General features: G+C 71.0%; 28 protein-coding genes and 1 pseudogene. 16 read left to right on the plus strand and 13 right to left on the minus strand.

The window, feature by feature from the left end; translation table 11 throughout:
* The first annotated feature begins 129 nt into the window (after positions 1–129).
* From ACFWZH_RS24140 to ACFWZH_RS24150, 3 genes are all read left to right on the plus strand, one after another.
* Positions 130–1,155 carry a 6-phosphofructokinase gene (locus ACFWZH_RS24140; protein ID WP_384434813.1) on the plus strand — a complete coding sequence of 342 codons (1,026 nt, stop codon included), beginning with the start codon at positions 130–132 and terminating at the stop codon, positions 1,153–1,155.
* Between the two features lie 105 nt (positions 1,156–1,260).
* Positions 1,261–2,220: a cytochrome c oxidase assembly protein gene (locus ACFWZH_RS24145; protein WP_384434816.1), complete on the plus strand. Its 960-nt coding sequence runs from the start codon at positions 1,261–1,263 to the stop codon at positions 2,218–2,220.
* A gap of 194 nt (positions 2,221–2,414) precedes the next feature.
* Positions 2,415–2,573: a hypothetical protein gene (locus ACFWZH_RS24150; RefSeq protein ID WP_384434818.1), complete on the plus strand. Its 159-nt coding sequence runs from the start codon at positions 2,415–2,417 to the stop codon at positions 2,571–2,573.
* Positions 2,574–2,634: 61 nt separating this feature from the next.
* Here the strand turns inward: ACFWZH_RS24150 and ACFWZH_RS24155 are convergent, their stop codons facing one another.
* On the minus strand, positions 2,635–3,108 hold the full coding sequence (locus tag ACFWZH_RS24155) for an SSI family serine proteinase inhibitor (protein WP_384434821.1): 474 nt from the start codon (positions 3,106–3,108) through the stop codon (positions 2,635–2,637).
* Between the two features lie 154 nt (positions 3,109–3,262).
* Positions 3,263–3,952: a hypothetical protein gene (locus ACFWZH_RS24160; protein ID WP_384434824.1), complete on the minus strand. Its 690-nt coding sequence runs from the start codon at positions 3,950–3,952 to the stop codon at positions 3,263–3,265.
* Between the two features lie 298 nt (positions 3,953–4,250).
* Between ACFWZH_RS24160 and ACFWZH_RS24165 the strand changes: the two genes are divergently transcribed.
* The 3 genes from ACFWZH_RS24165 (at position 4,251) to ACFWZH_RS24175 (ending at position 7,244) form a co-directional block, all read left to right on the plus strand.
* Positions 4,251–4,979: a lysophospholipid acyltransferase family protein gene (locus tag ACFWZH_RS24165; RefSeq protein WP_384434827.1), complete on the plus strand. Its 729-nt coding sequence runs from the start codon at positions 4,251–4,253 to the stop codon at positions 4,977–4,979.
* Between the two features lie 92 nt (positions 4,980–5,071).
* Entirely contained in the window at positions 5,072–6,286 is a 1,215-nt protein-coding gene (locus ACFWZH_RS24170; RefSeq protein ID WP_384434830.1) for a GDSL-type esterase/lipase family protein, read from the plus strand.
* A gap of 130 nt (positions 6,287–6,416) precedes the next feature.
* The gene (locus tag ACFWZH_RS24175; protein ID WP_384434947.1) at positions 6,417–7,244 is read left to right on the plus strand and encodes a TIGR02452 family protein; all 828 of its coding nucleotides are present in this window, start codon (positions 6,417–6,419) and stop codon (positions 7,242–7,244) included.
* A 120-nt stretch (positions 7,245–7,364) separates the two neighbouring features.
* On the opposite strand, the gene ACFWZH_RS24180 is transcribed toward ACFWZH_RS24175, so the two are convergent.
* Positions 7,365–9,002 carry an alpha/beta hydrolase gene (locus tag ACFWZH_RS24180; protein ID WP_384434833.1) on the minus strand — a complete coding sequence of 546 codons (1,638 nt, stop codon included), beginning with the start codon at positions 9,000–9,002 and terminating at the stop codon, positions 7,365–7,367.
* Between the two features lie 548 nt (positions 9,003–9,550).
* Between ACFWZH_RS24180 and ACFWZH_RS24185 the strand changes: the two genes are divergently transcribed.
* The 4 genes from ACFWZH_RS24185 to ACFWZH_RS24200 all read left to right on the plus strand — a co-directional run bounded on the left by ACFWZH_RS24185 (position 9,551) and on the right by ACFWZH_RS24200 (position 11,751).
* Complete coding sequence (locus ACFWZH_RS24185; protein ID WP_384434836.1) at positions 9,551–9,934, plus strand: hypothetical protein; 384 nt, start codon at positions 9,551–9,553, stop codon at positions 9,932–9,934.
* Between the two features lie 44 nt (positions 9,935–9,978).
* Positions 9,979–10,827, plus strand: coding sequence for a hypothetical protein (locus tag ACFWZH_RS24190; RefSeq protein ID WP_384434838.1), 849 nt, complete (start codon positions 9,979–9,981; stop codon positions 10,825–10,827).
* Between the two features lie 70 nt (positions 10,828–10,897).
* Complete coding sequence (locus ACFWZH_RS24195; RefSeq protein WP_384434841.1) at positions 10,898–11,281, plus strand: roadblock/LC7 domain-containing protein; 384 nt, start codon at positions 10,898–10,900, stop codon at positions 11,279–11,281.
* A 95-nt stretch (positions 11,282–11,376) separates the two neighbouring features.
* A complete protein-coding gene (locus tag ACFWZH_RS24200; protein ID WP_384434844.1) occupies positions 11,377–11,751 on the plus strand; it encodes a hypothetical protein in 375 nt (124 codons plus the stop codon).
* A gap of 3 nt (positions 11,752–11,754) precedes the next feature.
* Here ACFWZH_RS24200 and ACFWZH_RS24205 read toward each other — a convergent pair whose 3' ends face one another.
* Genes ACFWZH_RS24205 through ACFWZH_RS24230 form a run of 6 tightly spaced genes read right to left on the minus strand, consistent with a single transcriptional unit; the run spans position 11,755 to position 16,424 of the window.
* The gene (locus ACFWZH_RS24205) at positions 11,755–12,600 is read right to left on the minus strand and encodes an urease accessory protein UreD (RefSeq protein ID WP_384434846.1); all 846 of its coding nucleotides are present in this window, start codon (positions 12,598–12,600) and stop codon (positions 11,755–11,757) included.
* The gene (ureG, locus tag ACFWZH_RS24210) at positions 12,597–13,292 is read right to left on the minus strand and encodes an urease accessory protein UreG (protein ID WP_384434849.1); all 696 of its coding nucleotides are present in this window, start codon (positions 13,290–13,292) and stop codon (positions 12,597–12,599) included. Before ureG ends, ACFWZH_RS24205 begins: the two co-directional genes overlap by 4 nt.
* A gap of 56 nt (positions 13,293–13,348) precedes the next feature.
* Positions 13,349–14,023 (minus strand): urease accessory protein UreF, encoded by a 675-nt coding sequence (locus ACFWZH_RS24215; RefSeq protein ID WP_384434851.1) that lies wholly within the window; start codon positions 14,021–14,023, stop codon positions 13,349–13,351.
* 55 nt (positions 14,024–14,078) lie between these two features.
* Positions 14,079–15,800 carry an urease subunit alpha gene (locus ACFWZH_RS24220; RefSeq protein ID WP_384434855.1) on the minus strand — a complete coding sequence of 574 codons (1,722 nt, stop codon included), beginning with the start codon at positions 15,798–15,800 and terminating at the stop codon, positions 14,079–14,081.
* On the minus strand, positions 15,793–16,104 hold the full coding sequence (locus ACFWZH_RS24225) for an urease subunit beta (protein ID WP_384434858.1): 312 nt from the start codon (positions 16,102–16,104) through the stop codon (positions 15,793–15,795). Before ACFWZH_RS24225 ends, ACFWZH_RS24220 begins: the two co-directional genes overlap by 8 nt.
* Before the next feature lie 17 nt (positions 16,105–16,121).
* Entirely contained in the window at positions 16,122–16,424 is a 303-nt protein-coding gene (locus ACFWZH_RS24230) for an urease subunit gamma (RefSeq protein WP_360957481.1), read from the minus strand.
* Positions 16,425–16,948: 524 nt separating this feature from the next.
* Between ACFWZH_RS24230 and ACFWZH_RS24235 the strand changes: the two genes are divergently transcribed.
* The gene (locus ACFWZH_RS24235) at positions 16,949–17,893 is read left to right on the plus strand and encodes a M28 family metallopeptidase (RefSeq protein ID WP_384434860.1); all 945 of its coding nucleotides are present in this window, start codon (positions 16,949–16,951) and stop codon (positions 17,891–17,893) included.
* A 59-nt stretch (positions 17,894–17,952) separates the two neighbouring features.
* Here ACFWZH_RS24235 and ACFWZH_RS24240 read toward each other — a convergent pair whose 3' ends face one another.
* Entirely contained in the window at positions 17,953–18,267 is a 315-nt protein-coding gene (locus tag ACFWZH_RS24240) for a type II toxin-antitoxin system Phd/YefM family antitoxin (RefSeq protein WP_384434863.1), read from the minus strand.
* Positions 18,268–18,555: 288 nt separating this feature from the next.
* Between ACFWZH_RS24240 and ACFWZH_RS24245 the strand changes: the two genes are divergently transcribed.
* The 3 genes and pseudogenes from ACFWZH_RS24245 to ACFWZH_RS24255 all read left to right on the plus strand — a co-directional run bounded on the left by ACFWZH_RS24245 (position 18,556) and on the right by ACFWZH_RS24255 (position 19,826).
* Positions 18,556–18,897 carry a hypothetical protein gene (locus ACFWZH_RS24245; protein ID WP_384434866.1) on the plus strand — a complete coding sequence of 114 codons (342 nt, stop codon included), beginning with the start codon at positions 18,556–18,558 and terminating at the stop codon, positions 18,895–18,897.
* Positions 18,894–19,418: pseudogene (locus tag ACFWZH_RS24250) on the plus strand (nucleotidyl transferase AbiEii/AbiGii toxin family protein); the annotation flags it as partial. The gene ACFWZH_RS24245 and the pseudogene ACFWZH_RS24250, both read left to right, overlap by 4 nt.
* Positions 19,419–19,826: a hypothetical protein gene (locus tag ACFWZH_RS24255; RefSeq protein WP_384434950.1), complete on the plus strand. Its 408-nt coding sequence runs from the start codon at positions 19,419–19,421 to the stop codon at positions 19,824–19,826.
* Between the two features lie 95 nt (positions 19,827–19,921).
* Here ACFWZH_RS24255 and ACFWZH_RS24260 read toward each other — a convergent pair whose 3' ends face one another.
* A complete protein-coding gene (locus ACFWZH_RS24260; protein ID WP_384434868.1) occupies positions 19,922–20,710 on the minus strand; it encodes an alpha/beta fold hydrolase in 789 nt (262 codons plus the stop codon).
* 187 nt (positions 20,711–20,897) lie between these two features.
* Here ACFWZH_RS24260 and ACFWZH_RS24265 point away from each other — a divergent pair, with 187 nt between their 5' ends.
* Together ACFWZH_RS24265 and ACFWZH_RS24270 are read left to right on the plus strand one after the other, a co-directional pair.
* The gene (locus ACFWZH_RS24265; protein ID WP_384434870.1) at positions 20,898–21,767 is read left to right on the plus strand and encodes an arylamine N-acetyltransferase; all 870 of its coding nucleotides are present in this window, start codon (positions 20,898–20,900) and stop codon (positions 21,765–21,767) included.
* A 782-nt stretch (positions 21,768–22,549) separates the two neighbouring features.
* Complete coding sequence (locus ACFWZH_RS24270; RefSeq protein ID WP_384434873.1) at positions 22,550–23,608, plus strand: IS481 family transposase; 1,059 nt, start codon at positions 22,550–22,552, stop codon at positions 23,606–23,608.
* 261 nt (positions 23,609–23,869) lie between these two features.
* On the opposite strand, the gene ACFWZH_RS24275 is transcribed toward ACFWZH_RS24270, so the two are convergent.
* Positions 23,870–24,274, minus strand: coding sequence for a cupin (locus tag ACFWZH_RS24275; RefSeq protein ID WP_384434876.1), 405 nt, complete (start codon positions 24,272–24,274; stop codon positions 23,870–23,872).
* Complete coding sequence (locus ACFWZH_RS24280; protein ID WP_384434953.1) at positions 24,271–25,689, minus strand: MFS transporter; 1,419 nt, start codon at positions 25,687–25,689, stop codon at positions 24,271–24,273. The genes ACFWZH_RS24275 and ACFWZH_RS24280 overlap by 4 nt, the downstream gene beginning before the upstream one ends.
* Positions 25,690–25,736: the final 47 nt, after the last annotated feature.

The raw sequence follows: 25,736 nt of genomic DNA on the forward strand, positions 1-25,736 counted from the left end.
TTTCGTACGCCCGCAGTCCCGCACTGCGGGCGTACGTGTACCCACCGCCTTCGCGCTTGTAGGGTGTGCGGAATCCAACCGGACGACGGGGTCCGGGCCCCCGGTTGAGTTGCAGAGGTTTTTCGAGCAATGCGCATTGGTGTACTCACCTCCGGCGGCGACTGCCCCGGACTGAACGCCGTCATCCGCTCCGTCGTCCACCGCGCCACCGCCGATCACGGCGATGAGGTGATCGGCTTCCGCGACGGCTGGAAGGGCCTGCTGGAGGCCGACTACCGCAAGCTCGACCTCGACGCCGTCGGCGGCATCCTGGCGCGCGGCGGCACCATCCTGGGGTCGTCGCGGGTACAGCCCGCCCATCTGCGGGACGGCGTCGAGCGGGCCCGCGGCCACGTCGCGGAGCTGGGCCTGGACGCGATCATCCCGATCGGCGGCGAGGGCACGCTCAAGGCGGCGCGGCTGCTGTCGGACGCCGGGCTGCCGATCGTCGGCGTACCGAAGACCATCGACAACGACATCGCGGTCACCGACGTGACGTTCGGCTTCGACACCGCGGTGGGCGTCGCCACCGAGGCGCTGGACCGGCTCAAGACCACCGCCGAGTCGCACCAGCGGGTGATGATCGTCGAGGTGATGGGGCGGCACACCGGCTGGATCGCGCTGCACTCGGGCATGGCGGCCGGTGCGCACGCGATCGTGGTGCCGGAGCGGCCCTTCGACATCGACGAGCTGACGGCGCGGGTCTCCGCGCGGTTCGAGGCCGGCAAGAAGTTCGCCATCGTGGTGGTGGCCGAGGGCGCCAAGCCGCGCGAGGGCTCGATGTCCTTCGACGTCGGCGGCAAGGACATCTACGGGCACGAGCGGTTCGCCGGCGTCGCCCGCCAGCTCTCCGTCGAGCTGGAGAACCGTCTGGGCAAGGAGGCCCGCCCGGTGATCCTGGGCCACGTCCAGCGCGGCGGCACCCCCACCGCGTACGACCGGGTGCTCGCCACCCGCTTCGGCTGGCACGCCGTCGAGGCCGCGCACCGCGGCGACTTCGGGATGATGACCGCGCTGCGTGGTACGGACATCACGCTGGTGCCGCTGGCCGAGGCCGTGGAGACCCTCAAGACCGTGCCCGCGGAGCGCTACGACGAGGCCGAGTGCGTGCTGTGATCCAGCGGTAGTCCAGCGCTCCACGAACCGCCCCCGGCCACCGCCACGGCCGGGGGCGGTTCTACTCTTGTCGCCGGAGCATTGGTACGAATCAGGAGCGAGCGGATGGATCACAGCGGGCACGGCATGGACGGCATGAACATGGATCTGCCGCCGTTCACGCTGGGGCGGGGCCTGGAGTTCGGTGGTGATCCGTTCTTTCTGGTCGGCTGCCTGCTGGCGCTCGGGCTGTACGGCTGGGCCGTGGTCCGGCTGCGGCGGCGGGGTGACGCATGGCCGGTGGGCCGGACCGTCGGCTGGGCGCTGGGCGTGCTCACCGTGGCGCTGTCGATGTGCACCAAGCTCAACGACTACGGCATGGCCATGTTCAGCGTGCACATGGTCCAGCACATGATCATCAGCATGCTCTCGCCGATCCTGCTGCTCCTCGGGGCGCCGGTGACGCTGGCGCTGCGCGCGCTGCCGGCCACCGGGCGCGGCCGCAAGGGCCCGCGCGAACTGCTGGTGGGCCTGCTGCACAGCCGGTACATGCGGATCATCACCCACCCCGCGTTCACCATCCCGCTGTTCATCGCGAGCCTCTACGCGCTGTACTTCTCGCCGCTGTTCGACTTCCTGATGGAGTCCAGGGCCGGGCACATCGGGATGATGGTGCACTTCCTCGCGGTCGGTCTGGTCTTCTTCTGGCCGATCATGGGCGTCGACCCGGGACCGCACCGGCCGGGCTATGTGATGCGGATGCTGGAGCTGTTCGCGGGCATGCCGTTCCATGCGTTCTTCGGTATCGCGCTGATGATGGCGTCGGAGCCGATGGTCGACACCTTCGTCCACCCGCCGGCCTCGCTGGGGATCGAGGCGCTGGCCGATCAGCAGGCCGCCGGCGGCATCGCCTGGGCCTTCAGCGAGATCCCGTCCGTCGTGGTGCTGATCGCCCTGGTCTACCAGTGGTACAAGTCCGAGGCGCGCCAGTCGCAGCGCGCGGACCGGGCCGCCGAGCGCAACGGCGACAAGGACCTGGCCGACTACAACGCCTACCTCGCCTCGCTCAACACGCGGGGGCGGTGACGGCGGGTCGGCGCGTAGCGCCGTCTTCTGGGGGTGGAGGTCGGGCGACGGGCGGGCGGGTCGCCCACATCTGGCGGTACGGGCCGCGGCCGGGGACGATGGGTCCCATGGCCGCGGCCCGTGGCATGTGAGCGGACGAAGCGAGCAGTCGCAGCGCGCGCACGTTCAGGGGCCGCGATGAGGAGGTTGCGGGTATGCCCGGATCTGCTAGGACGATGGCCGTGATGACGGTGGGCGGGCTCGTGGTGGCCACCGCCTACACCGTGGCGCTGGGCGCCGACGGCTGGCTCTGGTTCTGTTGGGTGGTGCTGGCGCTGGTGACGATCGGGGTCGTGGCGGCACGGCCGGTCTGAGCGCGCGGACGGGTGCGGCCCCGCGGTGTCCCTCCCGGCCCCTGGAAGCCGTCGGAAGCCCTCAGAAGCGGAAGACCGGCCCGGTGGCGGAGTCCATCGTGCAGAGGTTGGCGAACTCCTGGTGCCAGTCCACCGCGGCGCCACGGAAGGTGCCCCGCGCGCTGACCGTGACCGGGGCGAACTGCTTGGTGCAGGCGTGCGGCTCCCCGGGCAGCGCGTCGAAGTCCCCGCGCGCCCAGGTCAGCGCGTTGCACGCGGCCAGGGCGTGCGGATGCCGGCCGTAGGTGTCCGGGCAGCCGAGCCGCACCCCGCGGACCCAGGTGTTGCCGTCCCCCGACACGGTCAGCAGCAGGCCCTGGTCGGCGGCGGGCGGCTTCGGCGCGGCGGGTGGCTTGGGCTCGGCGACGGGCGGCGGCGGCTCGGCGGCGGCCGCCGGGGTGGGGAGGAAGGTGCCGGCCAGCACCGCGGACACGGTGGTGAGCACGGCGGCGGGCAGGGCGGCACGGGCGGAGGTGTGTCGGCGGCGCACGGGCATCGGTGTCTCCTCGGAACCCTCGGTGGATTCAGGCCACCTCGCCCGGCGCCGCCGCACAAGCGGCCACGCCGCGATGTCGCCCGTACGGGCCGCTCACACGACAAGGTGACCGGCGGCGGAGGAGGCGGCTCCGCCACCGGTCACCGGACCGGGACTACCCGACGCGCTCGATCCGGGCGCGGCGGATCAGGAACTTCCCCTCCTCACGGACCTGCTCGAACGCCGCGTTGTTGAGCAGTACGCAGCTGCCCGACGTCGAGGTCACGGACACGGTCGTCGACTTGTCGTTGTCCAGGTTGGTCACCTTCAGCTTGGTCCCGGCGGGGAACTCGTTGCTGGAGGCCGCCGGTGCCCCGCCCTCGCCCGAGAGCGTCACCGTCGAGCCGGGGCAGACGACGTCGCCGTCCCCACCGGGCGGGGCGGCGGATGCTGACGGATCGTCCGCTGCGGGCGGCTCCGCCGAGCCGGGCGGCTCCTCGCCGGCGGGCGGCTGCCCGGACGCGGGCGGCTCACCGGCGGCGGGCGGCTCCTGGGCCTGTGGTGGAGCGCCCGCGGCATCACCCCCGTCCGCTCCCCCACTGCAGCCGGCGGCCTTCTGCTTGACCTGGATCTCCTTGATCACGGCCTGCCGGTTGGCGATCCGCGCCGCCGACTGGGCGTCGGGACGGGCCTGCTGATCGGCGATGAACTTCTGGTTGTTGCTCAGGGCGGTGGCCAGTCCGTCGCACGCCACCGATGCCTGGCTGGTGCCCGTCGTCACGATGGCGATGCCGCCGACCAGCGCCGCGGCGCTGACCCCGACGACGATCTTCTGACGACGCGTCACTCTTCTCTTTCGGGACATGTATGACTCCCTGTCCTCGGCCCGGAACCTGGGGTCCGGGCTCGGTTGCCGACCAGTACGGTGCGCCGGACCGGCCTCGTTCAGGGGGAGGGGAAAGTTGTCCGCGGATGCCAAAGCGAGGTGCGGCGGCGGTCCGGCCGGCTCCGGTCGCCGCCGCGCCCCTCCCGGGCGGCGTGATCCGGGCCGGGGGTGTTACCACCGACGGCGGTTGCCCATACACTCACTGCCCATCCGGGAGCCCTCGTGACCTGGAACGACGCAGCCGCCGAGACGATCCGACGGGAGAGGGAGCCGCCCCGTGTTCTATCAGGTGCTGAAGTACTTCCTGCTGGGGCCGTTACTGCGGCTGGTGTTCCGGCCGCGGATCGAGGGACTGGAGCACGTCCCGGAAGAGGGTGCGGCGATCATCGCGGGCAACCACCTCTCGTTCGCGGACCACTTCGTGATGCCGGCGATCGTGCCGCGCCGGGTGACGTTCCTGGCCAAGGCCGAGTACTTCACCGGGCCGGGCCTGAAGGGGCGACTGACCGCGGCGTTCTTCCGCGGCGTCGGGCAGATCCCGGTGGACCGCTCCGGCGGCCGCGCCTCACAGGCCGCGATCTCCTCGGGACTCGCCGTCCTGCGCAAGGGCCGCCTGCTGGGGATCTATCCGGAGGGCACCCGCTCGCACGACGGCCGGCTCTACAAAGGGCGTACCGGGGTCGCCTCGATGGCCATCCAGGCGGGGGTGCCGGTGGTGCCGTGCGCGATGATCGGCACGTTCGAGGCACAGCCGACCGGTCGGCGGCTGCCGCGGGCCATGCGGATCACCATCCGCTTCGGCGCGCCGCTGGACTTCTCGCGGTATGCGGGGATGGCCGACGAGCGCATCGCGCTGCGCGCCGTCACCGACGAGATCATGTACGCGATCCTCACGCTGTCCGGCCAGGAGTACGTGGACAAGTACGCCGGCGAGGCCAAGGCGGAGGCCCAGGCGCAGGCCCGCGCCCACGGGCGGCGCGGGCACGGCGGCGGGCAGGCGGGGTAGGCGTCCGGTCCGCGGGGGCGGCGCGGCGGCGGCCATGCCGCGGGTGGGGAAACCCGGATGCCCAGCGGGCCCTGGGTTGACAGGCTGGGGTCATGAACTCCGAGCTCAACGACGTCCCCGGCCCTTCCGAGGAGGGCGACGTGACGGACTGGATCACCACGCCCGTCGAAGCGCACATGCTGCGCGGCGCCCTGGAGGTGGAACGCACCGCACGCGGCGTGCTGCCGCACCGGCTGCCCGCCTGGGCCCGCAAGCAGTTCCCCGACGAGAACTTGGCGATGACCGAGGCCAAGCCCGCCGGGGTGCGACTCGTCTTCCGCACGGCGGCCACCGCCGTCGAGCTGGACACGCTCGCCACCAAGCGCGTCTACGAGGGCGTTCCCCCGCTGCCCGACGGCAGGTACGACCTGCTCGTCGACGGCCGTCTCACCGGCCGGGCCACCGCCTCCGGCGGCAATGTGCAGACCGTCGACATGGCCACCCAGTCCGTGGTCACCCGGCCCGGTCCGGCCGGCACCGTCCGGTTCGACGCGCTGCCGGCGGGGGTCAAGGACGTCGAGATCTGGCTGCCGCACAACGAGATCACCGAGCTGATCGCCCTGCGCACCGACGCTGCGGTCGAGGCCGCACCGGACCACGGCCGCAGGGTGTGGCTGCACCACGGCAGTTCGCTCAGCCACGGCTCCAACGCCGCGTGCCCGACGGAGACCTGGCCGGCGCTGGTCGCCGCCCGGACCGGTGTGGAGCTGATCAACCTGGGGTTCGGCGGCAACGCGCTGCTCGACCCGTTCACCGCACGTGCCATGCGGGACACCCCCGCCGACCTGATCAGCGTCAAGATCGGCATCAATGTGGTGAACAGCGACGTGATGCGGCTGCGTGCCTTCGGCCCGGCGGTCCACGGCTTCCTCGACACCCTCCGCGAGGGCCACCCCAGCACACCCCTCCTGGTCGTCTCCTCCGTCCTGTGCCCCGTCCAGGAGGACACCCCGGGGCCCCTGGTACCGGACTTCAGCACCGGAAAGCTGCAGTTCCGCGCCGTGGGAGACCCGGCGGAGCGCGCCGCCGGGCGGCTGACGCTGAACGTCGTCCGCGACGAGCTCCGCCGCATCACCGCGCAGCGGGCGGCCGACGACCCCCACCTGCACTACCTCGACGGCCGGTCGCTCTACGGCGAGGCGGACTTCGCCGAACTGCCCCTGCCCGACGGGGTCCATCCGGACGCCGCCGGGCACCGCCGTATCGGTGAGCGCTTCGCCGAGCTGGCTTTCGGGGCCGGCGGGCCGTTCGCCGCCGCGGCCGACTGAGCGTCATGGGAGCCCGGGGCGGTGGACGCTGCGTCTCACCGCCCCGGTACCTGCCGTAATTCGCTCGCGCGGTACACCGTCCGGCCCGTACCTTGATCACCATGAGTGATCGAATGCGGGGGTGCCGACGATGAGCGCCCGGCTGCGCGGGATGGCGCAGGAGACGGAGCGGATCGTTGCGGCGGGTGCGTATCGCGCACCGGGCGGACGGCTGGTGGAGATCGCGGCGGCGGTCGACAGGGCGCGGGCGGGGACCCGGATGTACGGGCCGGGGCCGGTCGCGGTCGAGCGGCCGGCTGTCGAGCCGGGTGGGACGGTCTTCGAGGTGACGGACGAGGGCAGTCTCACCGCCGGCCGGCGGCTGTCCGAGGCGGGCGGCGGCCCCCTGGCCGTACTGAACTTCGCCTCGGCGCGCAATCCCGGAGGGGGATATCTCAACGGTGCGCAGGCCCAGGAAGAGGCGCTGTGCCGCGGGTCGGCGCTCTACACCTGCGTGCGCGAGGCGCCGGAGTTCTATGCGGCGCACCGGGCCGAGCCCAGTCCGTTCTACAGCGACCGGGTGATCCTCTCGCCCGGTGTGCCGGTGTTCCGGGACGATCGGGGCACCCTGCTCGAAGTGCCGTACGAGGCGGGGTTCTTGACGGCCGCGGCGCCCAACGCGGGAGTGATCGCACGGCAGCGTCCGGACGAGGCGGCGCGGGTGCCGGCGGCGCTGGCCGCGCGTGCGGAGCGGGTGCTGGAGGTCGCGGCGGCCGGCGGACACCGCCGGCTGGTGCTCGGCGCCTGGGGCTGCGGGGTCTTCCGCAACGAACCGGCCGATGTGGCGCGGGCGTTCGCCGCGGCGCTGCTCGACGACGGCCGCTTCGCGGGCTGGTTCGACCGGGTGGTGTTCGCCGTGCTGGACCGCCGGGCGGACTCCCCCACCAGGGCCGCCTTCGCGGAGGCCTTCACGGTGTGACGCGCCGGGAGCGGCGTACGGACGGCGACGCGCCGCGGCGGGCTCGGCGTACGGCCCGGAACACGAGAAGGGGCGGCCGGGAGGGATTCCCGGCCGCCCCTTCGTGTCACCTCCGTGCCGCTACGGTGCGGCCGGAAGGTCGGCCGCGCCCTTGGCGACGGCCTTCGCCGTCGGCTTGGTCGGCTTCGGCGTGGCGTGCGGGGCGCACGTCACGTCCTTGGCGTCGGTCCTGCCCTCCAGGAAGTAGGCGTCCACCCGGTCGTTGATGCAGGGGTTGACCTGGCCGGTGACACCGTGCGAACCGGCGTCCTTCTCGGTGATCAGACGCGAGCCCGCGAGCCGCTTGTGCAGCTCGACGGCGCCACCGTACGGCGTGGCCGCGTCCCGCTCGCTCTGCACGATCAGCACGCTCGGCAGCCCCTTGCCGGTGGTGACCTCCACCGGGCGCTGCTGCTTGACCTGCCAGGTGGCGCAGGGCAGGTTCATCCAGGCGTTGGACCAGGTCATGAACGGTGCCTGCTGGTGGATGCGGGTGTTGTCCCGGTCCCACTTCCGCCAGCTGGTGGGCCACTTGGTGTCGGTGCACTCGACGGCCGTGTAGACGGCGTTGCCGTTCTCCGAGGCGATGTTGCCGGCGGTGTCCTTCAGGTCGGGACCGGCGTTCTCGACCAGCGGCTTGCTGTCACCGGCGAGGTAGGCGCTCCAGACCTCGGCGACCGAGGCCCACATCGAGTCGTAGTACGGCGCGTTCTGGAAGAAGCCAGTCAGTTCGGCGGGGCCGACGACTCCGCCGATGGGCTCCTTCTTGGCGGTCGCCCGCAGCTTCTCCCAGGCGGTCTGGACCTTCTCGGGGGTGTCACCGATGTGGTAGGCCGCGTCGTTCTTGGAGACCCACTTCTTCCAGTCGCCCCAGCGGGTCTCGAAGGCGAGATCCTGGTCGAGGTTGGCCTGGTACCAGATCTTCTCGCGGGAGGGGTCGACGACGCTGTCGACGAGCATCCGGCGGACATGGTCCGGGAAGAGCGTCGCGTAGACGGCGCCGAGGTAGGTGCCGTAGGAGACGCCCAGGTAGTTGAGCTTCTTCTCGCCGAGCGCGGCACGCACCACATCGAGGTCGCGGGCGGTGTTCGCGGTCGTCATGTACGGCAGGAGGTCGCCGCTGCGCTCGGCGCAGCCCTGCGCGTACTGCTTGGCGAGCTTGCGCTGGGCGCGCTTGTCCGCCTCGCTGTCCGGCACCGGGTCGGCCTTGGGGGCCTTGACGAACTCCTGCGGGTCCATGCAGGAGATGGCGGCGGAGTGGCCCACTCCCCGGGGGTCGAAGCCGACGAAGTCGTATGCCTTCGCGGTCTTGGCCCACAGGGGGTTCTTGGTGGTGATGCGGGTCGGGAACCTCATGCCCGAACCACCGGGTCCACCGGGGTTGTACAGGAGGGAGCCCTGGCGCTCCTCCTTGCCGCCGGTGCTGACGGCCCGGTCGACGGCGATCTTGATGGTGCGGCCGTCGGGCCGGGCGTAGTCGACCGGGACGGTGACATAGCCGCACTGGACGGGCGACTTCAGGCCCCAGTCCGCGGGGCAGTCCTGCCAGTCGATGCCCTTCTTGGCCGCGCGTGCGGCGGCGGTCTGAACACCGCGCGCTTCGGCCGTCTTGGTCTTCGGGTGCTCGCCGGCGCTGGCGGGCGTGGCGGCTATCGCTCCGGTGAGGAGCGCGCCGGTCACCAGGGTGCCGGCGGCGCCGAGCGCTGCTTTTCTTCTCACGTGGTGGTTTCCCCCTGCTCGGTTGCCACTTGTGGCGGCGTTGATCACAGGTCTTACGGAGGGATCCTGTCGTCTTACAGCCCCTCCTGAACAGGTTTGACCGGCAATTCTTTACCAAGCTGTAGGTTTTGACGCCGGATGGGCTCCGCAGGCGGAACGGCCGGACATCGCGACAGAACCGCATCATTTCAGCCAAGGCGGGCGGGCGGTGGTGCGCGGCGCAGGGCCCGGCACGCCGCACCGGGGCGGCTGCCAACCAGAGCCACACACGGGGCAGTTGACGTGGCGGAATGGTGAAGGCCGCTTGGCCGGTCGACTCGCGCGACATGGCATCCCGGCGGGGCGAGGCCCGACGCGATGGCCGCCGGAGGGCCGCGGAGGGGCGAGAACACGTCAATTGCCACAGACCTGCCCAGGAGGCATGTGCCCATCGCGCACCTTCAGTAACCTTCCGTGAAGGCTCTCCCACACGCTGCCACAACGGGAGGGCTTCGGCGTTTTCGCGCCTCAACCGCCCCGTCCCACAGCCGTCGCGAAGGAGTTCCGAAGTGCCGGGTATCGATCAGGTCTTGTCCCGAGCAATGGGGATCCCGGGCGTCCTGGGCGCCGGGCTGATCGACTGGACCAGCGGCCTGACCCTCGGTACGGCCGGCCAGGCCCCGCACGGCGACCATGACGCGGCCGCGGCGGACACCGCCGACGTCGTGCAGGCCGTGGCGCGCAACGCCACCTTCGACACCGGCGGCGCCTCCGGTCCGGCCCTGGAGGACCTGATCATCACGGCCGCCGACAGCTACCACTTGATCCGTTTCGTGCACACCGCCTTCGACAGCCAGACCTATCTCTACCTCTGGCTGGACCGTGCGCAGGCCAATCTCGCCGTCGCCCGGCTGCGGCTGCGCGATCTGGCGGCGGAGCTGGTCCCGTCCTGACACCGCTGCTCCGCCACCTCGCACGAACGGTTAGGGAACCAGCCATGGGCCTGCCCATACCTCCTCGCCCACCCACCCCGGACGGGCTGCTCGACCGGTTCGCCGCGCAACGCGTCACCGGCGTCCTGCGCGGCCCGCACGGTTCGGTCTACCTGCTCGACGGGGCGGTCACCTGCGTCGAGGGCGCCGCCGCACCCGGGCTCGACGTACGGCTCACCGCGGCCGGCAAGGTGCCCGAGCAGGGCTGGGGGCAGGCCGTCGACACCGCCGGGCCGCAGCACCGCGTCGGCCAGTTCCTGGTCAGCGAGGGCTGGCTGACGCAGGGTGAACTGGAGATCTGCCATCTGGCGGCCCTGCTCGACGCCGCCTTCTTCGCCCTGCCGCTGCCGCCCGAGGCCACCTCCTTCACCCCCGGGACCGCCCACTGGCTGGGGGCCGTGCGCCAGATCAGCGCCACCGCCCTGCAGCAGGCGACGGCCCGCCGCCGGGCACTGCTGGACCGGCTGCGGCCCTGGGCCGCGGTCGACACCTCGCCCGTCGTTCCCGTACGCCCCGGCCGCCGGGCCCGCACCACGGCCGGGCAACAGCGGCTGCTGGAGCGGGCCGACGGCCGGCACACCCCGTACGAACTCGCCCGCTCACTGGGACAGTCCGCGTTCGTGACGCTGCTCGACATCCGCCGCCTGGCCGCGGCCGGTCTCGTGCGCGTGCCGTCGCCGGCCGCACTCCCCCGGCGGCGGCCCGGCGCCTGCCTGGACGGGCACCTGCCGGAGCCCGCCGATCGGCACGAAACCCCGACCTGGCAACTACCGGTACCGGAACTCCTCGACACCGCCGATCCGGATATTGCCCTCCTGATCCGACTGCGTACGGCGCTGGAGGAAAACCTGTGAACCCTTGCGCGCGAAGACCGTGCACGGCATGAGGCGCGCCATCAAAAGACTGGCCGCGAAAAGGAGACTGATGACGATCGAGCCCCGGATACGGGACGAGCTACTCACACTGCGGGATCAGGTGAGGCATTTCCAGGGCGGAATGGTGGCGAGCGTGGACGGCATGGTCATCGCCCACGACCTTCCGGACATCGAACCGGACGGCCTTGCCGCACTCACCGCCGCGGCCATCGGGGTCGCCAAGCGCCTCACCGAGGCGACCGGTCAGGGGTCGTTCGAGGAGTCCCTGACGCGCGGCACCGGTGGCTACATCGCGGCCTACTCGGCCGGCCGCCGCGCCGTCCTCACGGCCGTGGCCAGCCCGGACACCAACGTGGGCCGGCTCCATCTGCAGGCCAGACGGGCCGCCGAACGCATCGGCGCCCTGGTCGACGCGGCACCGCGCCAGCAGTAGCGCCCCGCACGGGAATTCCCTCACCGCACACCTACGACCCCAACACCACGCACCACACAGCAACACCTTCGAAGAACGGAAAGGTCACACCCCTCATGGCTCAGATGGAATCCGCCCTCGCCGATGCCATGTCGACCATCGAAGGCGCCATAGGCGTCGCCCTGGTCGACTACACCAGCGGTATGGCGCTGGCCACTCTCGGCGACAACCTGGCCCTGGACCTCAATATCGCCGCGGCCGGAAACACCGATGTCGTCCGCGCGAAGATGCGCACCATGGAGATGCTGGAACTCCAGGGCTCCATCGAGGACATGCTCATCACCCTGACCGCCCAGTACCACATCATCCGTCCGGTCACCGGCAAGGGCGGCAGCGGCCTCTTCCTCTATCTGGTGCTGGACCGCAAGCGCGCCAATCTCGCGCTGGCCCGCCACCGCCTCGCCCGGCTGGAGGCCGATCTGGAGGTGTGAGCCTCACCCGGCGGCGGCGCTTCGGGCGGCCTCGTCCAGCAGGCGCCGCAGCCGTAGCGCGTCCGGGGCGAGGGCGGTGGCCAGCAGCGCGCCACCGGCGAGCGGCGCCAGGACCCCCTGGCCCGCGCCGTCGGCGGACCGCTCACCCGCCGCCGCACCGAAGAGCCGTACCTCGGCCGGCCCGGACTCCCCCTGCCGGTCGATCACCAGGAGTTGCCCGACGGCCCGGTGGCCGCCCAGTACGGCCGGGGTGTCCCAGCCGGGGACCCCGGGCCCGTACGCGGTCTCCTGGTCGAGCAGCGTACGGCCGGCGCGGCGCACGGTGAGCCGGCTGCGCAGCGCTCCGGTCTGCTCGCCGCTGCGGCCCAGGACCTGCTCCTCGCGGAGCACCAGGCGTGCGGTGGGGGCGAGTTCGACGGTCGTGGTCATCCGCAGATCGCTGCCCGCGGCGGAGATCAGCGGCTCGGGCAGCCAGTCGAGCCGTGCGCCGTCGCCCACCGTCAGATGCACGTCGTAGGTGGCCGGTGCGCCGGTGCGGCCGGGCAGCGCGACGGTCGCCGCGGCGGCCGTGATGTGCAGCGCGCTGCCCGCCTCGGCCGTGGCCTCGATGCGCAGCCGGTCGCCGCCGAGCGGTGCGCTCATGGCGCCGACGACGCAGACCCGGGCCTGGTCGCCGTGCGCGCGGATGCGGCGCAGCGCGAGCGGGCCGTCGCCGTCGAGGACCGGAAGCCGGGTGGTGCCCGAACCGCCGTCGGACCGCGCGACGATCCGGGCGGTGGCGCACAGACCGGCCGCCGGGACCGCGGTGGCCTGCGACACCGCCGTCTGCTTCGGGAGCGCGAGGGTCATGCCGGGCCCGCGGTCCACTCCGCCAGCCGGGCGCGGACCCAGTCCGATACGGGCCGGACGCCGTTCGGCGACTTCAGTGCCGTGAACGCGACGGGCAGTTCGCCGCGCTGGGCCTTGGCGTCGCGGGCCATGCCTTCCAGGTCGACGCCGACGTAGGGCGCGAGGTCGGTCTTGTTGATGACGAGGAGGTCGGCGGTGGTGACGCCGGGGCCGCCCTTGCGGGGGATGTCGTCGCCGCCGGCCACGTCGATGACGAAGATCTGGGCGTCGACCAGTCCCTTGGAGAAGGTGGCGGTGAGATTGTCACCGCCGGATTCGACCAGGACGAGGTCGAGGGGCCCGACCGCCTCCTCCAGGTCCTCGACGGCTTCGAGGTTGGCGGAGATGTCGTCGCGGATCGCGGTGTGCGGGCAGGCGCCGGTCTCGACGGCGGTGATGCGCTCGGCGGGCAGTACGGCCTCGCGGAGCAGGAACTCGGCGTCCTCGCGGGTGTAGATGTCGTTGGTCACGACGGCGATGGACAGCTCGTCGCGCAGCGCCCGGCACAGCGCGGCGACGGTGGCGGTCTTGCCGGTGCCCACCGGGCCCCCGAGGCCGAGGCGCAGGGCGCGGCGCGTTCCGTCGGCGCGCACCGGGTCGGCGGCGCTGTAGGTGTACCGCTCGGGGAAGGTGTCCTTGTGGTCGAGGTGCATACGGGCTCCGGGGACTTGGTGTGGGGTTCGGGGCGGGGTCTGTCGTGGCGCGGTGTTCAGGAGGCGAAGAGGCGTACCGGCCAGGCGGCGTGCTGCTGGGCGGTGATGTCCAGCAGCGGCGCGGAGGCGGCGGGCAGCGCGTCGACCCCTTCGGCGCGCACCCGCCGTGCCGCCTCGGCCGCCCGGTCGGCGACCTGATCGAGCTCGGTGGCCAGGTGGGCGAGTACCGCGGTGGCGTCGAAGGGGTCCAGGCTGAGCAGGCGGACGGCCGCGGTGGCCGGGCCGCTGACGTTCTCGTACGCCACCGCGTACGCGGCGTCCAGCGGATCCAGCCCCGCCGACCGCGCGGCCAGCCCCAGCACGACGGGCTGGTGTGCGCCTCGCGGTCGGGCCATGGCCAGCGCGTCGAGTTCGGGTGACGGCCAGGTGGCGCGGGCGGCCCGCATCATCTGCCGCCCCAGCTTGCGGGCGGTGGTCCGCAGCGCGGGCACGGGAGTACGGGCGTCGGCCACGTCGTCCAGCGCGAGCGGGTCGTGCCCGGCGGCCGCCGCGGCGGACAGCGCCGCCGCGACCAGGCCCGCGGTGTGCAGCCGCCCCCGGCAGAAGCTCTCCAGGCTCGCGGCGTCCTTGATGCGTCCTGCCGTGACGGCCGGTTCGGCGCCGCCCGAGTGGGCGTGCCCACCGGCCGGGAACCGTCCGTCGGCGAGGATCAGCAGCGCCGCCCGGCTCATCGGCGCCGCTCCGGTGTGTTTCGGGTGTGCTGGCCCGTTTCGTTCATGGCGGCGCTCAGAAGAGGAAGTACCGCTGGGTCATGGGGAGTTCGACGGCGGGAGCGGGTTCGACCACTTCGCCGTCGATGGTCACCGTGAAGCGGTCGGGGTCGACATGGACGCGTGGCAGGGCGTCGTTGTTGCGCATGTCCGCCTTGGTGACGCCCCGGGTGCTACGGATCGCCTCGTACGGCTTGGCCAGCGCGAGGCGCTCGGCGAGACCGTCCTCGATCGCCTGCTGGGAGACGAAGTTGACCGAGTTGCTGCCCGGGGCCCGGCCGGTGGCGCCGAACATCGGGCGGGGCAGGACGGGCTGCGGGGTGGGGATGGAGGCGTTGGCGTCGCCCATCTGCGCATAGGCGATCTGGCCGCCCTTGATGACGAGCTGCGGCTTGACGCCGAAGAACGCCGGGTCCCACAGGACGAGGTCGGCGAGCTTGCCGTCCTCGACGGAGCCGACGAGGTGGTCGATGCCCTGGGCGATGGCCGCGTTGATGGTGTACTTGGCGACATAGCGGCGGGCCCGATGGTTGTCCGCGCCGCCGTCGCCGGGCAGTGCTCCCCGGCGCCGCTTCATGACGTGCGCGGTCTGCCAGGTACGCAGCACGACCTCGCCGATCCGGCCCATGGCCTGGGCGTCGGAGGACATGATCGAGATCGCGCCGAGGTCGTGCAGGATGTCCTCGGCAGCGATCGTGGAGGGGCGGATCCGGGATTCGGCGAAGGCCAGGTCCTCGGGGACGGCGGGGTTGAGGTGGTGGCAGACCATCAGCATGTCGAGGTGCTCCTCGACGGTGTTGACGGTGTGCGGCCGGGTGGGGTTGGTGGACGCGGGCAGCACGTTCGGCTCGGAGACCATGGCGATCATGTCGGGGGCGTGGCCGCCGCCGGCGCCTTCGACGTGGAAGGCGTGGATCGAGCGGCCGGCGATGGCGGCCAGGGTGTCGCCGAGGAATCCGGCCTCGTTGAGGGTGTCGGTGTGGATCGCGAGCTGGGCGCCGCTCTCCTCGCAGACGTTCAGACAGGCGTCGATGACGGCCGGGGTGGCTCCCCAGTCCTCGTGGATCTTGAAGCCGAGGACGCCGGCCCGCAGCTGGTCGCGCATCGAGGCCACGGACGTGGTGTTGCCCTTGCCGAGCAGTCCGACGTTGACGGGCAGGGAGTCCATGGACTCGAACATCCGGGCAATGTGCCAGGCGCCCGGGGTGATGGTGGTCGCCTTGCTCCCCTCGGCCGGCCCGGTGCCGCCACCGACCATCGTGGTGACGCCGGAGGCCAGCGCCTCGTCCGCCTGCTGGGGGCAGATGAAGTGAACGTGGGTGTCGATGGCGCCGGCCGTGAGGATCTTGCCGTTTCCGGCGATGACCTCGGTCTCGGGGCCGATGACGAGGTCGGGGTGGACGCCGTCCATCGTGTCGGGGTTGCCGGCCTTGCCGAGCGCGACGATCCTGCCGTCGCGGATGCCGACGTCGGCCTTGACGATGCCCCAGTGGTCGAGCACGACGGCCCCGGTGATCACGGTGTCGGGGGTGCCCTCGGCGCGGGTGGCGCGGGACTGGCCCATCGACTCGCGGATCACCTTGCCACCGCCGAAGACCGCCTCGTCGCCGGCGCGTCCGGGTCCGCCCGAACGGTCCTCGGTGATCTCGATGACCAGGTCGGTGTCGGCGAGCCGGATGCGGTCGCCGGCGGTCGGGCCGAAGAGATCGGCGTACGCCTGGCGGGTCAGCTCAGCCATCGAGAGTGCCTCCGGTCTCGCCCCGCAGGCCCTCGACGATCCGCTTGCCCCCGATGGGCACGAGTTCGATCTCGGTGGGAATGCCGGGCTCGAAGCGCACGGCGGAGCCGGCCGCGACGTTCAGCCGCTTGCCGTGCGCGGCCGCGCGGTCGAAGTCGAGGCCGGGGTTGGCCTCGGCGAAGTGGTAGTGGGAGCCGACCTGCACGGGGCGGTCGGCCGCGTTGAGGACCGTCAGGCGGGTGAGGGGGAGGCCTTCGTTGAGGCGCACCGGCTCATCGGCGTGGAGGATCTGTCCCGGGATCATCTGGCGCTCTCCCGCCGTCAGTTGATGGGTTCGTGAACGGTGACGAGCTTGGTGCCGTCCGGGAAGGTGGCCTCGACCTGCACATCGTGGATCATCTCGGGCACGCCCTCCATCACCTCGTCGCGGGTGAGGACCTTGCGGCCGGAGGACATCAGCTCGGCGACGGTACGGCCGTCCCGGGCTCCTTCGAGGATGTGCACGGTCAGCAGCGCGATCGACTCCGGGTGGTTGAGTTTCAACCCCCGGGAACGCCGCTTTTCGGCCACGTCTGCCGCCACATGAATCATCAGGCGTTCCTGTTCATGCGGGGTCAGTTGCATACGTTCCACCTCACAGTCTTCCCGCCCGGACGCGTATGCCCAGGTCACGGGCGTGAGCACACCCACAGATTAGGTGTACCACGCAGCATTTAAAGGAGGAGCAAACCGACCTCCAGCACTTGGCCATCAAGCGCCCCACGCTCGGAGGCTAGTTCGGCGGGATTTCGGCGACGTTACAACCAGGGACCCGTCAGCGCCTCGCATTACGCCCCGTGTAACACGCGGTCTTCGCGCCCGTTACGGCGCGGCAACCGCTGTCCCGCGATCGCAGCAAGAGCCGCATCCCCCTTGACCGCACGGGGAATCGAGTGGCGAATTCCGTACCCCGAAGGTGCCGCCGCCGCACGAAAGAGGCGACCCACCTCATCTCCAATTCCCCACTATCGCCACAAAAAGGACATGCCCCGCTCCGCGAACACGCCTGTCCGATATGCGCTCTTGACGATCTCCGCAGTGATCGCGATCCTCATGTGCGCGTCAAAACGCTCCGCACCAACCCCCCACACCAGTATCGGAGCCACACAGTGTCTCGTTCTGCACGAATACGTCGGATCGCGCTGGCCACCGGCACCGCCACCGCCCTGGCCGCCACCCTCTTCGTCGCGACCGGCGCCCATGCCGGCCCCGCGCCGGCGGCCGCCCCCGACATCGACGTCAAGGCCGTCCAGGCCCATCTGGACCAACTCCAGTCGATCGCCGACGCCAACGGCGGCAACCGCGCCCACGGACAGCCGGGCTACAAGGCGTCCATCGACTACGTCAAGGGCAAGCTGGACAAGGCCGGATTCACCACCGAGGTCCAGGAGTTCGACAACAACGGCGCCAAGGGCTACAACCTCGTCGCCGACTGGCCCGGCGGTGACGAGGGCAAGACCGTGATGGCCGGCGCGCACCTGGACTCGGTCGACGCGGGCCCCGGCATCAACGACAACGGTTCCGGTTCGGCCGGAATCCTGGAGGTCGCGCTCGCGGTCGCCAAGGCGGACCTCAAGCCCACCAAGCACCTGCGGTTCGGCTGGTGGGGCGACGAGGAGGACGGCATGGTCGGCTCGCGCCACTACGTCGACACCCTCGGCGCCGGCAAGTCGAAGCTCGACTCGTACCTGAACTTCGACATGATCGGCTCGCCGAACCCGGGCTACTTCGTCTACGACGACGACACCCGCCTGGAGAAGGTCTTCAAGGACTTCTTCGCCACCAAGAACCTCGCCACCGAGAAGGAGACCGAGGGCGACGGCAGGTCGGACCACGCCGCCTTCAAGGACGTGGGCGTCCCGGTCGGCGGCCTCTTCTCCGGCGCGGACTACATCAAGACCGAGGAGCAGGCGAAGAACTGGGGCGGCGAGGCCGGCAAGGCGTTCGACGCCTGCTACCACCAGTCCTGCGACACCTCGAAGAACATCGACGCGAAGGCGCTGGACAACAACACCGACGCCATCGCCCACGCCATCTGGGAGCTCAGCTCCTGAACCGGTCCTCCTGACGTGTGGTCAGCGCCCTCCTGAAAGGGGCGGCGCCGACCGACCGGTCACCTCTCCCGACCCGGTCGCCGATCCCCGGCGGCCGGGTCGCGGTGTTCTGCGGCGATGCCGAAGCGGCGCCGTTCGCCCGGAGCGGACGGCAGCTGGCGGACGGTGGAGACCGTACTGATCACCTGCTCCTCCTCCGTGCCCTGCTCACGCCGCCCCAGTTCTTCGAGAAGCTGCAGGTCAGCGGCGGACACCAGCGCCACCAGCGGCTTGCCGTGCCGGGTGACGACCACCCTTTCACCGCCGTAGACGACGCGGTTGATCAGATCGGCGAGCTCCGCTCGGGCTTGCGTCACCGGAATTTCGTAGGCCATGCTGCCAGCCTACGACGCGTCTACCTGGTCCACCGTGGTCCGTGCCGATAGCGAATGTCCAGGTCAGAGGTGTTCGCGTGCTCCCGTGCGCTCTCGTGTGTGAGAAATGCGTGAGACGAGGCGAGACGAAGAGTCTTCTGGTCGCAGTGAACCCTGGCGGGTCTCCGGTGCGGCGGAACGCCCCGTTCGACTGGTCCTGCACGGAGCTCCGGCCAGGCGGGGGCCTGGCAACCACGCGACCCACCGGGCGATACTGGGGGCACGACCGTGCAGTCCCCCTCGTTTCCGGTGCCGAACGCGTTCGAGCTGTTGTGTGAGCAGTACGCGAAGCGGCTGCCCGCTCAGCTGGAGGACCTGACCGGTCCCACCCACGGCCCCATCGACCTGCCGCTGCATGTGGCCTGGTCGGGCCGCCGCTCCTACACGCTGGAGCAGCCGCGCTCCCGGATGGGCCTGTACCGCACTGTCCTGGCCGAAGGACAGCGCCAGGACCTGATCGACTTCCTGAACCGCGATCTGCTCATCGAGCAGTGGCCGGTGCTGCGCACGCTGATCAGCCGTCCGATCAGGGACGTGTGGGAAGCCGCTTTCCCCGAGCTCAGCACCGCGACAGCCGCGACGGTCGCGTGAACCTGACAGGTCTGCACCGCCGGCTCCTGGCCGACGTCCTTGCTATCGGCACGCCCTACCCGCTGGTGACCACCGGCGGTTACGCCGTCCAAGCCCATGGCTTGGTCGACCGGCTCTCCCAGGACCTGGACGTGGCCACCGAGAACCCGGCCCCTATCGACAAGATCGTCCGCACGGTCGGTGACGGTCTGGCGGAGCGTGGCTGGGGCGTCCGGCACATCGAGTCCAGTCCGCTGTCGGGCCGGCTCATCGCTACCGGCCCCGCCACGGGCGAGGAGTGCGAGGTCGACGTCCTCAAGGAGGCGTTCTGGGCGCCGCCCACCCTCACCGAGTACGGGCCGGTTCTTTCGCTGGACGACGTGAACGGCACCAAGGGCCGCGCGCTCGCGGACCGCGGCGCGGTCCGCGACCTCATCGACGTCCATGCTGCGACCCGGCACCGCTCCACCGCCGACCTGGAAAACCTCGGCCGCGCCAGCGGCGTGAGTGCGCGGTCGTTGCGGCACTACGAGGACGAGGGCTTGATCGTCCCTGGCCGGTACGGCAATGGGTTCCGCGACTACTGCCAGTCCACCATCGACCGGGTCCTCGTCATCCGCTCGCTGCTGGAGTCCGGGCTGCCCGTGCGACTGATCAGGGAGGTCCTGCCCGGCCTCACGGATCCCATGCCGGCACCGATGTGGTGTGCGCGGAGTTCCTGCACGAGGTGCAGAGCTACCGCGATCGGCTCGCTGCACGAATCGCCGTTCTCAGCGATCAGCAGGCGGCACTCGACGCCTACACCATTCCCGAGCGCCGCGACCAGCGGACCCACCGCCAGAACCGCGGCAGCCAAGGAGGTCGGCCCACCAGCTTCGGCCCATCGCGCTACGTCCGCAGGAGCGAGGTCGAGCGGACGATCAATCAGCTCAAGGGCTTCCGGGCCGTAGCCACCCGCTTTGACAAGCGGGCCTACGTCTTTCACGGCACCGTGACTGTAGCCGCGGTCCGGCTCTGGCTTCGCTCGTGACCCGTCGGACAGTGCTTAGTCGCCGCCCTTCGAGAGGAACGCGAGCACCAGCGGCGTGGCTATGTCGGCGTACTCCTCGAAATAGGCGTGCCGGGCACGCGGGATGAGGCGCATCCGCGCGTCCGGGATGCGGTCGGTGAGCAGCGGCGCGTTGGCAGTGGGGTTGAACAGGTCGTCGGTGCCGTGGACAACGAGCGTCGGCGCGGTGATCCGCGGCAGTGCGTGCCAGGCATCGTGGCGGGCACTGGCCCGCAGATGCCGGCGGCGGGCGTGGGCGGGCATCGACGAGTCGCCAAGTGTGCGGAACGGTCCGTCATGCCCGGCGAGCCAGCCGGGCGTGTACATGAGTTCACGCAGAGCGCGGCGAGCGGCATCCGCGTCGGACTGCGTCAGGGCCCGTCGGACCTCCGGCCCGCGCTCGACGCCGTTCGGCCCTCCGGGGGAGGTACAGCCCAGCACGAGGCGGTCGACGCGGCCGGGGTGGTCGGCGGCGACCCACTGCGCGACCCGGCCGCCCATGGACGTGCCATAGACGTGGGCCTGCCCAATCCCGGCGTGGTCGAGGACTGCTACCACATCGCGGGCGAACCCCGGCGTGCTGTAGGTGTCGGTGTCGGGCCGGTCGCTGGCCCCGGTCCCGCGGTAATCCATGACGACGGTGGTGAAATCCGCTTCGAAGTCGGCCCGCACCGAGTCCCACCAGCGGTGGTCGTTCGCCTGCCCGCTCAGCAGAATCAGCGGCTCGCCAGCGCCGCGGACCTCGTAGTAGAGCGCGGCACCATCGGCCGCTTGTGCGAAGGGCATGGTGGTGATTCTCGCACCGGGCACCCGACGCTCGCGCCCGGGCAGTCTGCGCCATAGGCGTTCGTGCAGGCGGGCTCCGAACCGTGAGACAAACTCAATCCATCGGACACGGCCTAGGCCCTACGGACCAGGCTGCCTGGTCCCCCGGCCCGACGCGGACATGATCGTCCGTGCATACGGTCGCACCATGGCTCGCACACACGCACCGGGGACGTCTACGGCGCCCGTCCACTCCTCGACCGGCTCACCTCGGCTCGACCTCGATGCCTATCTGGCGCGTATCGGATGGTCAGGGAAGCGCGAGGCGAGTGCCGAAGTGCTGCGGTCGGTGCACCGGGCCCACGTCTGCGGCATCCCGTTCGAGAACGTGCAGCCCCTCCTCGGCTCGGCACCGTCCCTCGCGCTGGCCGACCTCCAGGCAAAACTGGTCCGCAGCCGTCGCGGCGGCTACTGCTACGAGCACAACACCCTCTTCGCCGCCGTCCTCGAAGCGCTCGGCTTCAGCGTCACCCGGCTCACCGCACGCGTCCGCGTCGGCGCGGAAGGCACCGTCCGCCCGCGCACGCACATGCTTCTCCTGGTGGACGTACCGGATGCGTCACAGCAGTACCTCGCCGACGTCGGTTTCGGCAGCATCGGCGGTCTGCTTGAGGCCATCCCGCTGGCGGCCGACGCGGAGGTCCACGATGGCGGCCGCCGGCACCGTCTGGTCCGCGAGCCGCATCACGGCCTGGAGGACCTGTGGGTGCTCCAGGCATTCCAGGGGGAAGCCTGGTCCGACCAGTACGCCTTCACCCGGGAGCCGTTCGAGCCCGGTGACTACGAGGTCATCAACTGGCATGTGGCGACCAACCCCCGCTCCCCCTTCCAGCACACCCTCTACGCGCAGCGCACCCTCCTCGATGCCCACCTCGCCCTCACCGGGCGCGTCCTGGTGACCACGCGTTCCGACGGTACGCGCGAGGAGCGGGAGCTGACGGACCCGGCCGAGGTGCGGCGGGTGCTGGACTCCGACTTCGGCATCGAACTGCCGGAGGGGGCACGGCTGAAGTTCTGACGGGCGGAACAGACAGCGGGCGGTCAGGCGTCGTGCCGGTCGCGGTGCGCCCCGGCGTGCCGGGACCGGCGGCGGCCGGCGCTCCCGCCCTCGCTCCACCTGGCACTCCTCTGGCGCCAGCCGCCTGACGCCCACTGCGCAGCCCGCGGCGTCGGCGGCCGGGGCGGGCAGCGGGGAGTGGGCCGAGTGGTCGGTCCGCTCCCCGCTGTACGACTTGCCGGGTGTGCGGATGGGTGTTGGCGTGGTGTTGGCAGCCCGCGCCAGACGACCGACTTCCCGAAGCCCCGCTCGCCCGCACCGTTGTCCGTGTCCCGTGCGACCCATCGAGCCGGTGTGGATACGGCTTCCGGAGCGGCATCACCTCGTTCGGCGAGTGGTGCCAGCGCTACCCCTCCCGCGTTCCGCCGCGGCGGTCCGGTAGCTGAGGCTGGACTCGGAAACCTCAGGAAGCGCCCTGAGCGGGGCTTTGGCGGGGGTTCGACGCGCCACGGCAGGGGTTTTCGTGGGCGCGTCGGCTGTTTGCCCACCAGAGCGCCGTACAACGCTGTCGCTTGGGTCGTGGGGCCCGCCCCCGCGCGCCGCAGGCTGGGGAGTTGCCGACTGATGCGGAGCGGGTGGGGCCGAGCGCTTCACCTGGCGAGTGAGCGGTTGAGTTGGCGGGGCTGAGAGTTCGAGTCGGCGGGCCGGGCGGCGGTCTGGTTCTCACCTGTGGGTCTTCGCGGTGGGGGCGTGCAGGCAGCCGTGCAGGCCCTCAGTCAGGCGCTTGTCTAGGGGGGTGTCCGGTGGATCTCCGCGGCGTCGCGACGCCTGGCACCCGCGCTCGCGGCGTTGTCGTCGGTCGCAATGCTCCGCTGTCCCCCGAGGGACGACTCCGGCTCGTGCAGCGTTGCCGGCACCGCCGGATCGCCCACGTGGCAGCCGAGATGGGAATCTCCCGTGCCTGCGCATCGAAATGGGTCAACCGCTACCGTCAGCATGGTGAACTCGGGCTCCTGGACCGCTCCTCCACACCCCGGCGCCAGCCAACGGCGACAAGCTCTGACGTCGTCGCCAGAATCGAAGCACTCCGCCGCGCCGAGAAGTGGTCCGCCTCCCGGATCGCATTCGAGCTCCAGGTTGAAGGGATCTCACTCAGCCCCCGCACCGTGGCGAGGCATCTGCACGCCCTCGGCCTGAACCGGCGCCGATTCATCGACCCCAGCGGCGACACCAACCGGGAACCACGGAAGATCACCGCTCGCCGTCCGGGACATATGGTCCACATCGACGTGAAGAAGGTCGGCCGGATCCCGGACGGCGGCGGCTGGCGAATCCATGGACGCGGAAGCCACCAAGCCAAGACCGTCGAACGACGCAAGAACAAGGGCGCACGCGGCGGCTACGTCTACCTGCACTCCGCCGTCGACGGCTTCAGCCGACTTGCCCACACCGAAGCGCTGTCCGACGAGAAGGCCGTCACCGCCATCGCGTTTCTGCACCGGGCCAGGGCCTGGTTCGCAGCGCACGGCATCGTCCGAATCGAGCGCATCGTCACGGACAACGGGGCCTGCTACCGCGCCGGCACCTTCGCCCGGGCCATGCTCGGGGCACGACACCAGCGCATCACGCCGTACACGCCTCGCCACAACGGCAAGGTGGAGCGCTGCAACCCAATCATCGCCGAAGAGTTCCTCTATGCCCGCCGCTGGGCCTCGGAGGATCAACGCCGAGACGCCCTTGATGTCTGGAACATCCACTACAACTACCACCGACCTCACGGTGCAGCCGGAGGCCAACCCCCAGCCCGGCGACTACGCGCAGGCGTCACCAACGTCCTGGCCTCATACAGTCGTCGTCGGTGACGTTCTTGTAGTGCCGGCCGCGGATCAGATGCCGCCCGGGTGTGCCGTCCGCGGCCGGCTCGGCATCGGGACAGCAACCGGACCGCAGACCCCGCACTACTGGCGGGAGGGGGTTATTCCGACCGTGCACTATTCCCCGATATCGCTCGCCCCGACTGGTGAACCTGACTATGTGAAGCCGGGGCTCTGGGCTCTACCCGGGGTGGACGGATCAGTTGCCGCGGGGTGGCCCGGCGGCAGCTCGGCCGGGCCACCCCGCTGTCAGCGAGTGTCGGTACGTTTTTCGAGGCGGGTGCCGTGGCGAAGGGTGATCGACATCAGGTCACTGGGGGCGTCCAGCTCCAGGCGGTGCCAGCGGCCACGGGGGACGATCACGGCGGTGCCTGGCTGCAACTGCACCATGTCCTCGGTGTCGTCGGGCCTGGCGGGACGGAAGTAGAGGCGGACACCGCCGGTCAGGCAGCAGACCACCTCCTCGGCCTGCGGGTGCATCTCCCAGTGGTCGGCGTGAACGTCGACGTCGGTCTCCACGTGGAACGTCGCGAGCTGCCAGGTGTCCGAGTCGTTGCTCTTCATCCGCCGTTCGGCAGCTTTGACGTCGCCGTCGGGGTGGATGTGCAGCGCCGCGGAGAACAGGTCGATGGGTGAGAGGGGCGTCTTCGTCATGACGGCGTTCCTTCCAGTCGGTTCTCTGCGGGGGTGGCAGGTCGTGGCGCAGGTGTTTCGGTCCGGCGGCGGGGCAGCACTCCGATCGCCACGACCGCCGCGATCACGAAGAGAACGGCGGCGATGCCCAGGCCCAGGGCGTAGCCGTCGTTGAGCGCGGCAGGGTTGGTGGCCGTGCCGGTGCGGTGTGCGGCGATGGTGGCGAGGGCGGCCAGGCCGATGCAGCCGCCGAGTTGGCGGGAGCTGTTCATCAGGCCGGAGGCCATGCCTGCCTCTTGGGGGGCGACGCTGGTGGTTGCGGCGGCGACGATCGGGGCGATGACCAGTCCGACGCCGATGCCGGTGATGATGCAGGGGCCGAGCACGTCGGTGAGGAAGCTGCCGTCGGGGCTGATGGAGGCGAACCAGGCCAGGCCCCCGGCAGCGAGGAGGGCGCCGGGCACCAGTGACGCACGGGGGGTGTGTGCCGCGGTGACACGGGTCGCGACGATGCTGCCCGCGACCAGGCTTGCTGAGAAGGGCAGAAATGCGGCACCGGTTGCTGCGGCACTCATGTCCAGAACCTGCTGCATGTACAGGGATACGAAGTAGAACGCCGCGAACTGCCCGGCGGTGGAGAAGAAGACCAGCACGTTGGCGCCGGCGACCCAGCGGCTGCGCAGCAGGCCGAGACGCAACAGCGGTGCGGGAGCCCTGGATTCGGTGACGACGAAGGCGGCCAGGAGCACAGCCGCGGCGACGAGCATCGTCCATGTGGCCGAGGAGTCCCATCCTTGGGCGTCGGTGCGCACGACACCGGTCACCAGCAGCCCGACTCCACCGGTGGCCAGGACGGCCCCGAGCACATCCAGCCGCTCGCGCCGGGCGGGGCGTGCTTCGGCGGGCACGCCTGCGCGGACCAGCGCGAGAGCCACCGCGACGATGGGCAGATTGATCAGCATTACCCAACGCCAGCCCGCGTACTGGGTCAGCAGCCCACCCGCCAGCACGCCCAGCGCCCCGCCTGCGGCGTTCACCCCGCTCCACACCCCGAGCGCGCGCACGCGCCGCGGGCCCTCGGGGAAGGTCGTGGTGAGCATCGCCAGCGTGGCCGGGGTGGCCGCGGCGGCCCCCAGGCCCTGGCCGGCGCGGGCGGCGATCAGTTGCCAGGGCGCCTGGGCGAGCCCGCCAGCCAGTGAGCACAGCCCGAAGACGGCCAAGCCGAGCACGAACAGCCGTCGTCGGCCGTAGAGGTCACATGCGCGACCTCCCAGCAGCAGAAAACCGCCGAGCGTGAGCGCGTAGGCATGCACGACCCACGATAGATCGAGCGGTGCGAACCCCAGTGCGGTGCGGATCGCGGGCAGGGCGACGTTGACCACGGACAAGTCCAGGGCGACGACGAACTGGGCGACAGCCACAGCTGCCAGCACCATTCCGGGTCGCCCCCGCAAGTTTTTGTACATGTAAGAAAAGTAGCGTC

This window comes from Streptomyces sp. NPDC059008 (assembly GCF_042749045.1).
In the GTDB taxonomy this organism is placed as follows: Bacteria; Actinomycetota; Actinomycetes; order Streptomycetales; family Streptomycetaceae; genus Streptomyces.

What these genes read in the sequence shown, in the direction of transcription:
- ACFWZH_RS24140 (WP_384434813.1), top strand. Translation starts at nt 130, where the DNA reads ATGCGCATTGGTGTACTCACCTCCGGCGGCGACTGCCCCGGACTGAAC.
- ACFWZH_RS24145 (WP_384434816.1), top strand. Translation starts at nt 1,261, where the DNA reads ATGGATCACAGCGGGCACGGCATGGACGGCATGAACATGGATCTGCCG.
- ACFWZH_RS24150 (WP_384434818.1), top strand. Translation starts at nt 2,415, where the DNA reads ATGCCCGGATCTGCTAGGACGATGGCCGTGATGACGGTGGGCGGGCTC.
- ACFWZH_RS24155 (WP_384434821.1), bottom strand. Translation starts at nt 3,108, where the DNA reads ATGCCCGTGCGCCGCCGACACACCTCCGCCCGTGCCGCCCTGCCCGCC.
- ACFWZH_RS24160 (WP_384434824.1), bottom strand. Translation starts at nt 3,952, where the DNA reads ATGTCCCGAAAGAGAAGAGTGACGCGTCGTCAGAAGATCGTCGTCGGG.
- ACFWZH_RS24170 (WP_384434830.1), top strand. Translation starts at nt 5,072, where the DNA reads ATGAACTCCGAGCTCAACGACGTCCCCGGCCCTTCCGAGGAGGGCGAC.
- ACFWZH_RS24175 (WP_384434947.1), top strand. Translation starts at nt 6,417, where the DNA reads ATGAGCGCCCGGCTGCGCGGGATGGCGCAGGAGACGGAGCGGATCGTT.
- ACFWZH_RS24190 (WP_384434838.1), top strand. Translation starts at nt 9,979, where the DNA reads ATGGGCCTGCCCATACCTCCTCGCCCACCCACCCCGGACGGGCTGCTC.
- ACFWZH_RS24195 (WP_384434841.1), top strand. Translation starts at nt 10,898, where the DNA reads ATGACGATCGAGCCCCGGATACGGGACGAGCTACTCACACTGCGGGAT.
- ACFWZH_RS24200 (WP_384434844.1), top strand. Translation starts at nt 11,377, where the DNA reads ATGGCTCAGATGGAATCCGCCCTCGCCGATGCCATGTCGACCATCGAA.
- ACFWZH_RS24205 (WP_384434846.1), bottom strand. Translation starts at nt 12,600, where the DNA reads ATGACCCTCGCGCTCCCGAAGCAGACGGCGGTGTCGCAGGCCACCGCG.
- ureG (WP_384434849.1), bottom strand. Translation starts at nt 13,292, where the DNA reads ATGCACCTCGACCACAAGGACACCTTCCCCGAGCGGTACACCTACAGC.
- ACFWZH_RS24215 (WP_384434851.1), bottom strand. Translation starts at nt 14,023, where the DNA reads ATGAGCCGGGCGGCGCTGCTGATCCTCGCCGACGGACGGTTCCCGGCC.
- ACFWZH_RS24220 (WP_384434855.1), bottom strand. Translation starts at nt 15,800, where the DNA reads ATGGCTGAGCTGACCCGCCAGGCGTACGCCGATCTCTTCGGCCCGACC.
- ACFWZH_RS24225 (WP_384434858.1), bottom strand. Translation starts at nt 16,104, where the DNA reads ATGATCCCGGGACAGATCCTCCACGCCGATGAGCCGGTGCGCCTCAAC.
- ACFWZH_RS24230 (WP_360957481.1), bottom strand. Translation starts at nt 16,424, where the DNA reads ATGCAACTGACCCCGCATGAACAGGAACGCCTGATGATTCATGTGGCG.
- ACFWZH_RS24240 (WP_384434863.1), bottom strand. Translation starts at nt 18,267, where the DNA reads ATGGCCTACGAAATTCCGGTGACGCAAGCCCGAGCGGAGCTCGCCGAT.
- ACFWZH_RS24260 (WP_384434868.1), bottom strand. Translation starts at nt 20,710, where the DNA reads ATGCCCTTCGCACAAGCGGCCGATGGTGCCGCGCTCTACTACGAGGTC.
- ACFWZH_RS24265 (WP_384434870.1), top strand. Translation starts at nt 20,898, where the DNA reads ATGGCTCGCACACACGCACCGGGGACGTCTACGGCGCCCGTCCACTCC.
- ACFWZH_RS24275 (WP_384434876.1), bottom strand. Translation starts at nt 24,274, where the DNA reads ATGACGAAGACGCCCCTCTCACCCATCGACCTGTTCTCCGCGGCGCTG.
- ACFWZH_RS24280 (WP_384434953.1), bottom strand. Translation starts at nt 25,689, where the DNA reads ATGGTGCTGGCAGCTGTGGCTGTCGCCCAGTTCGTCGTCGCCCTGGAC.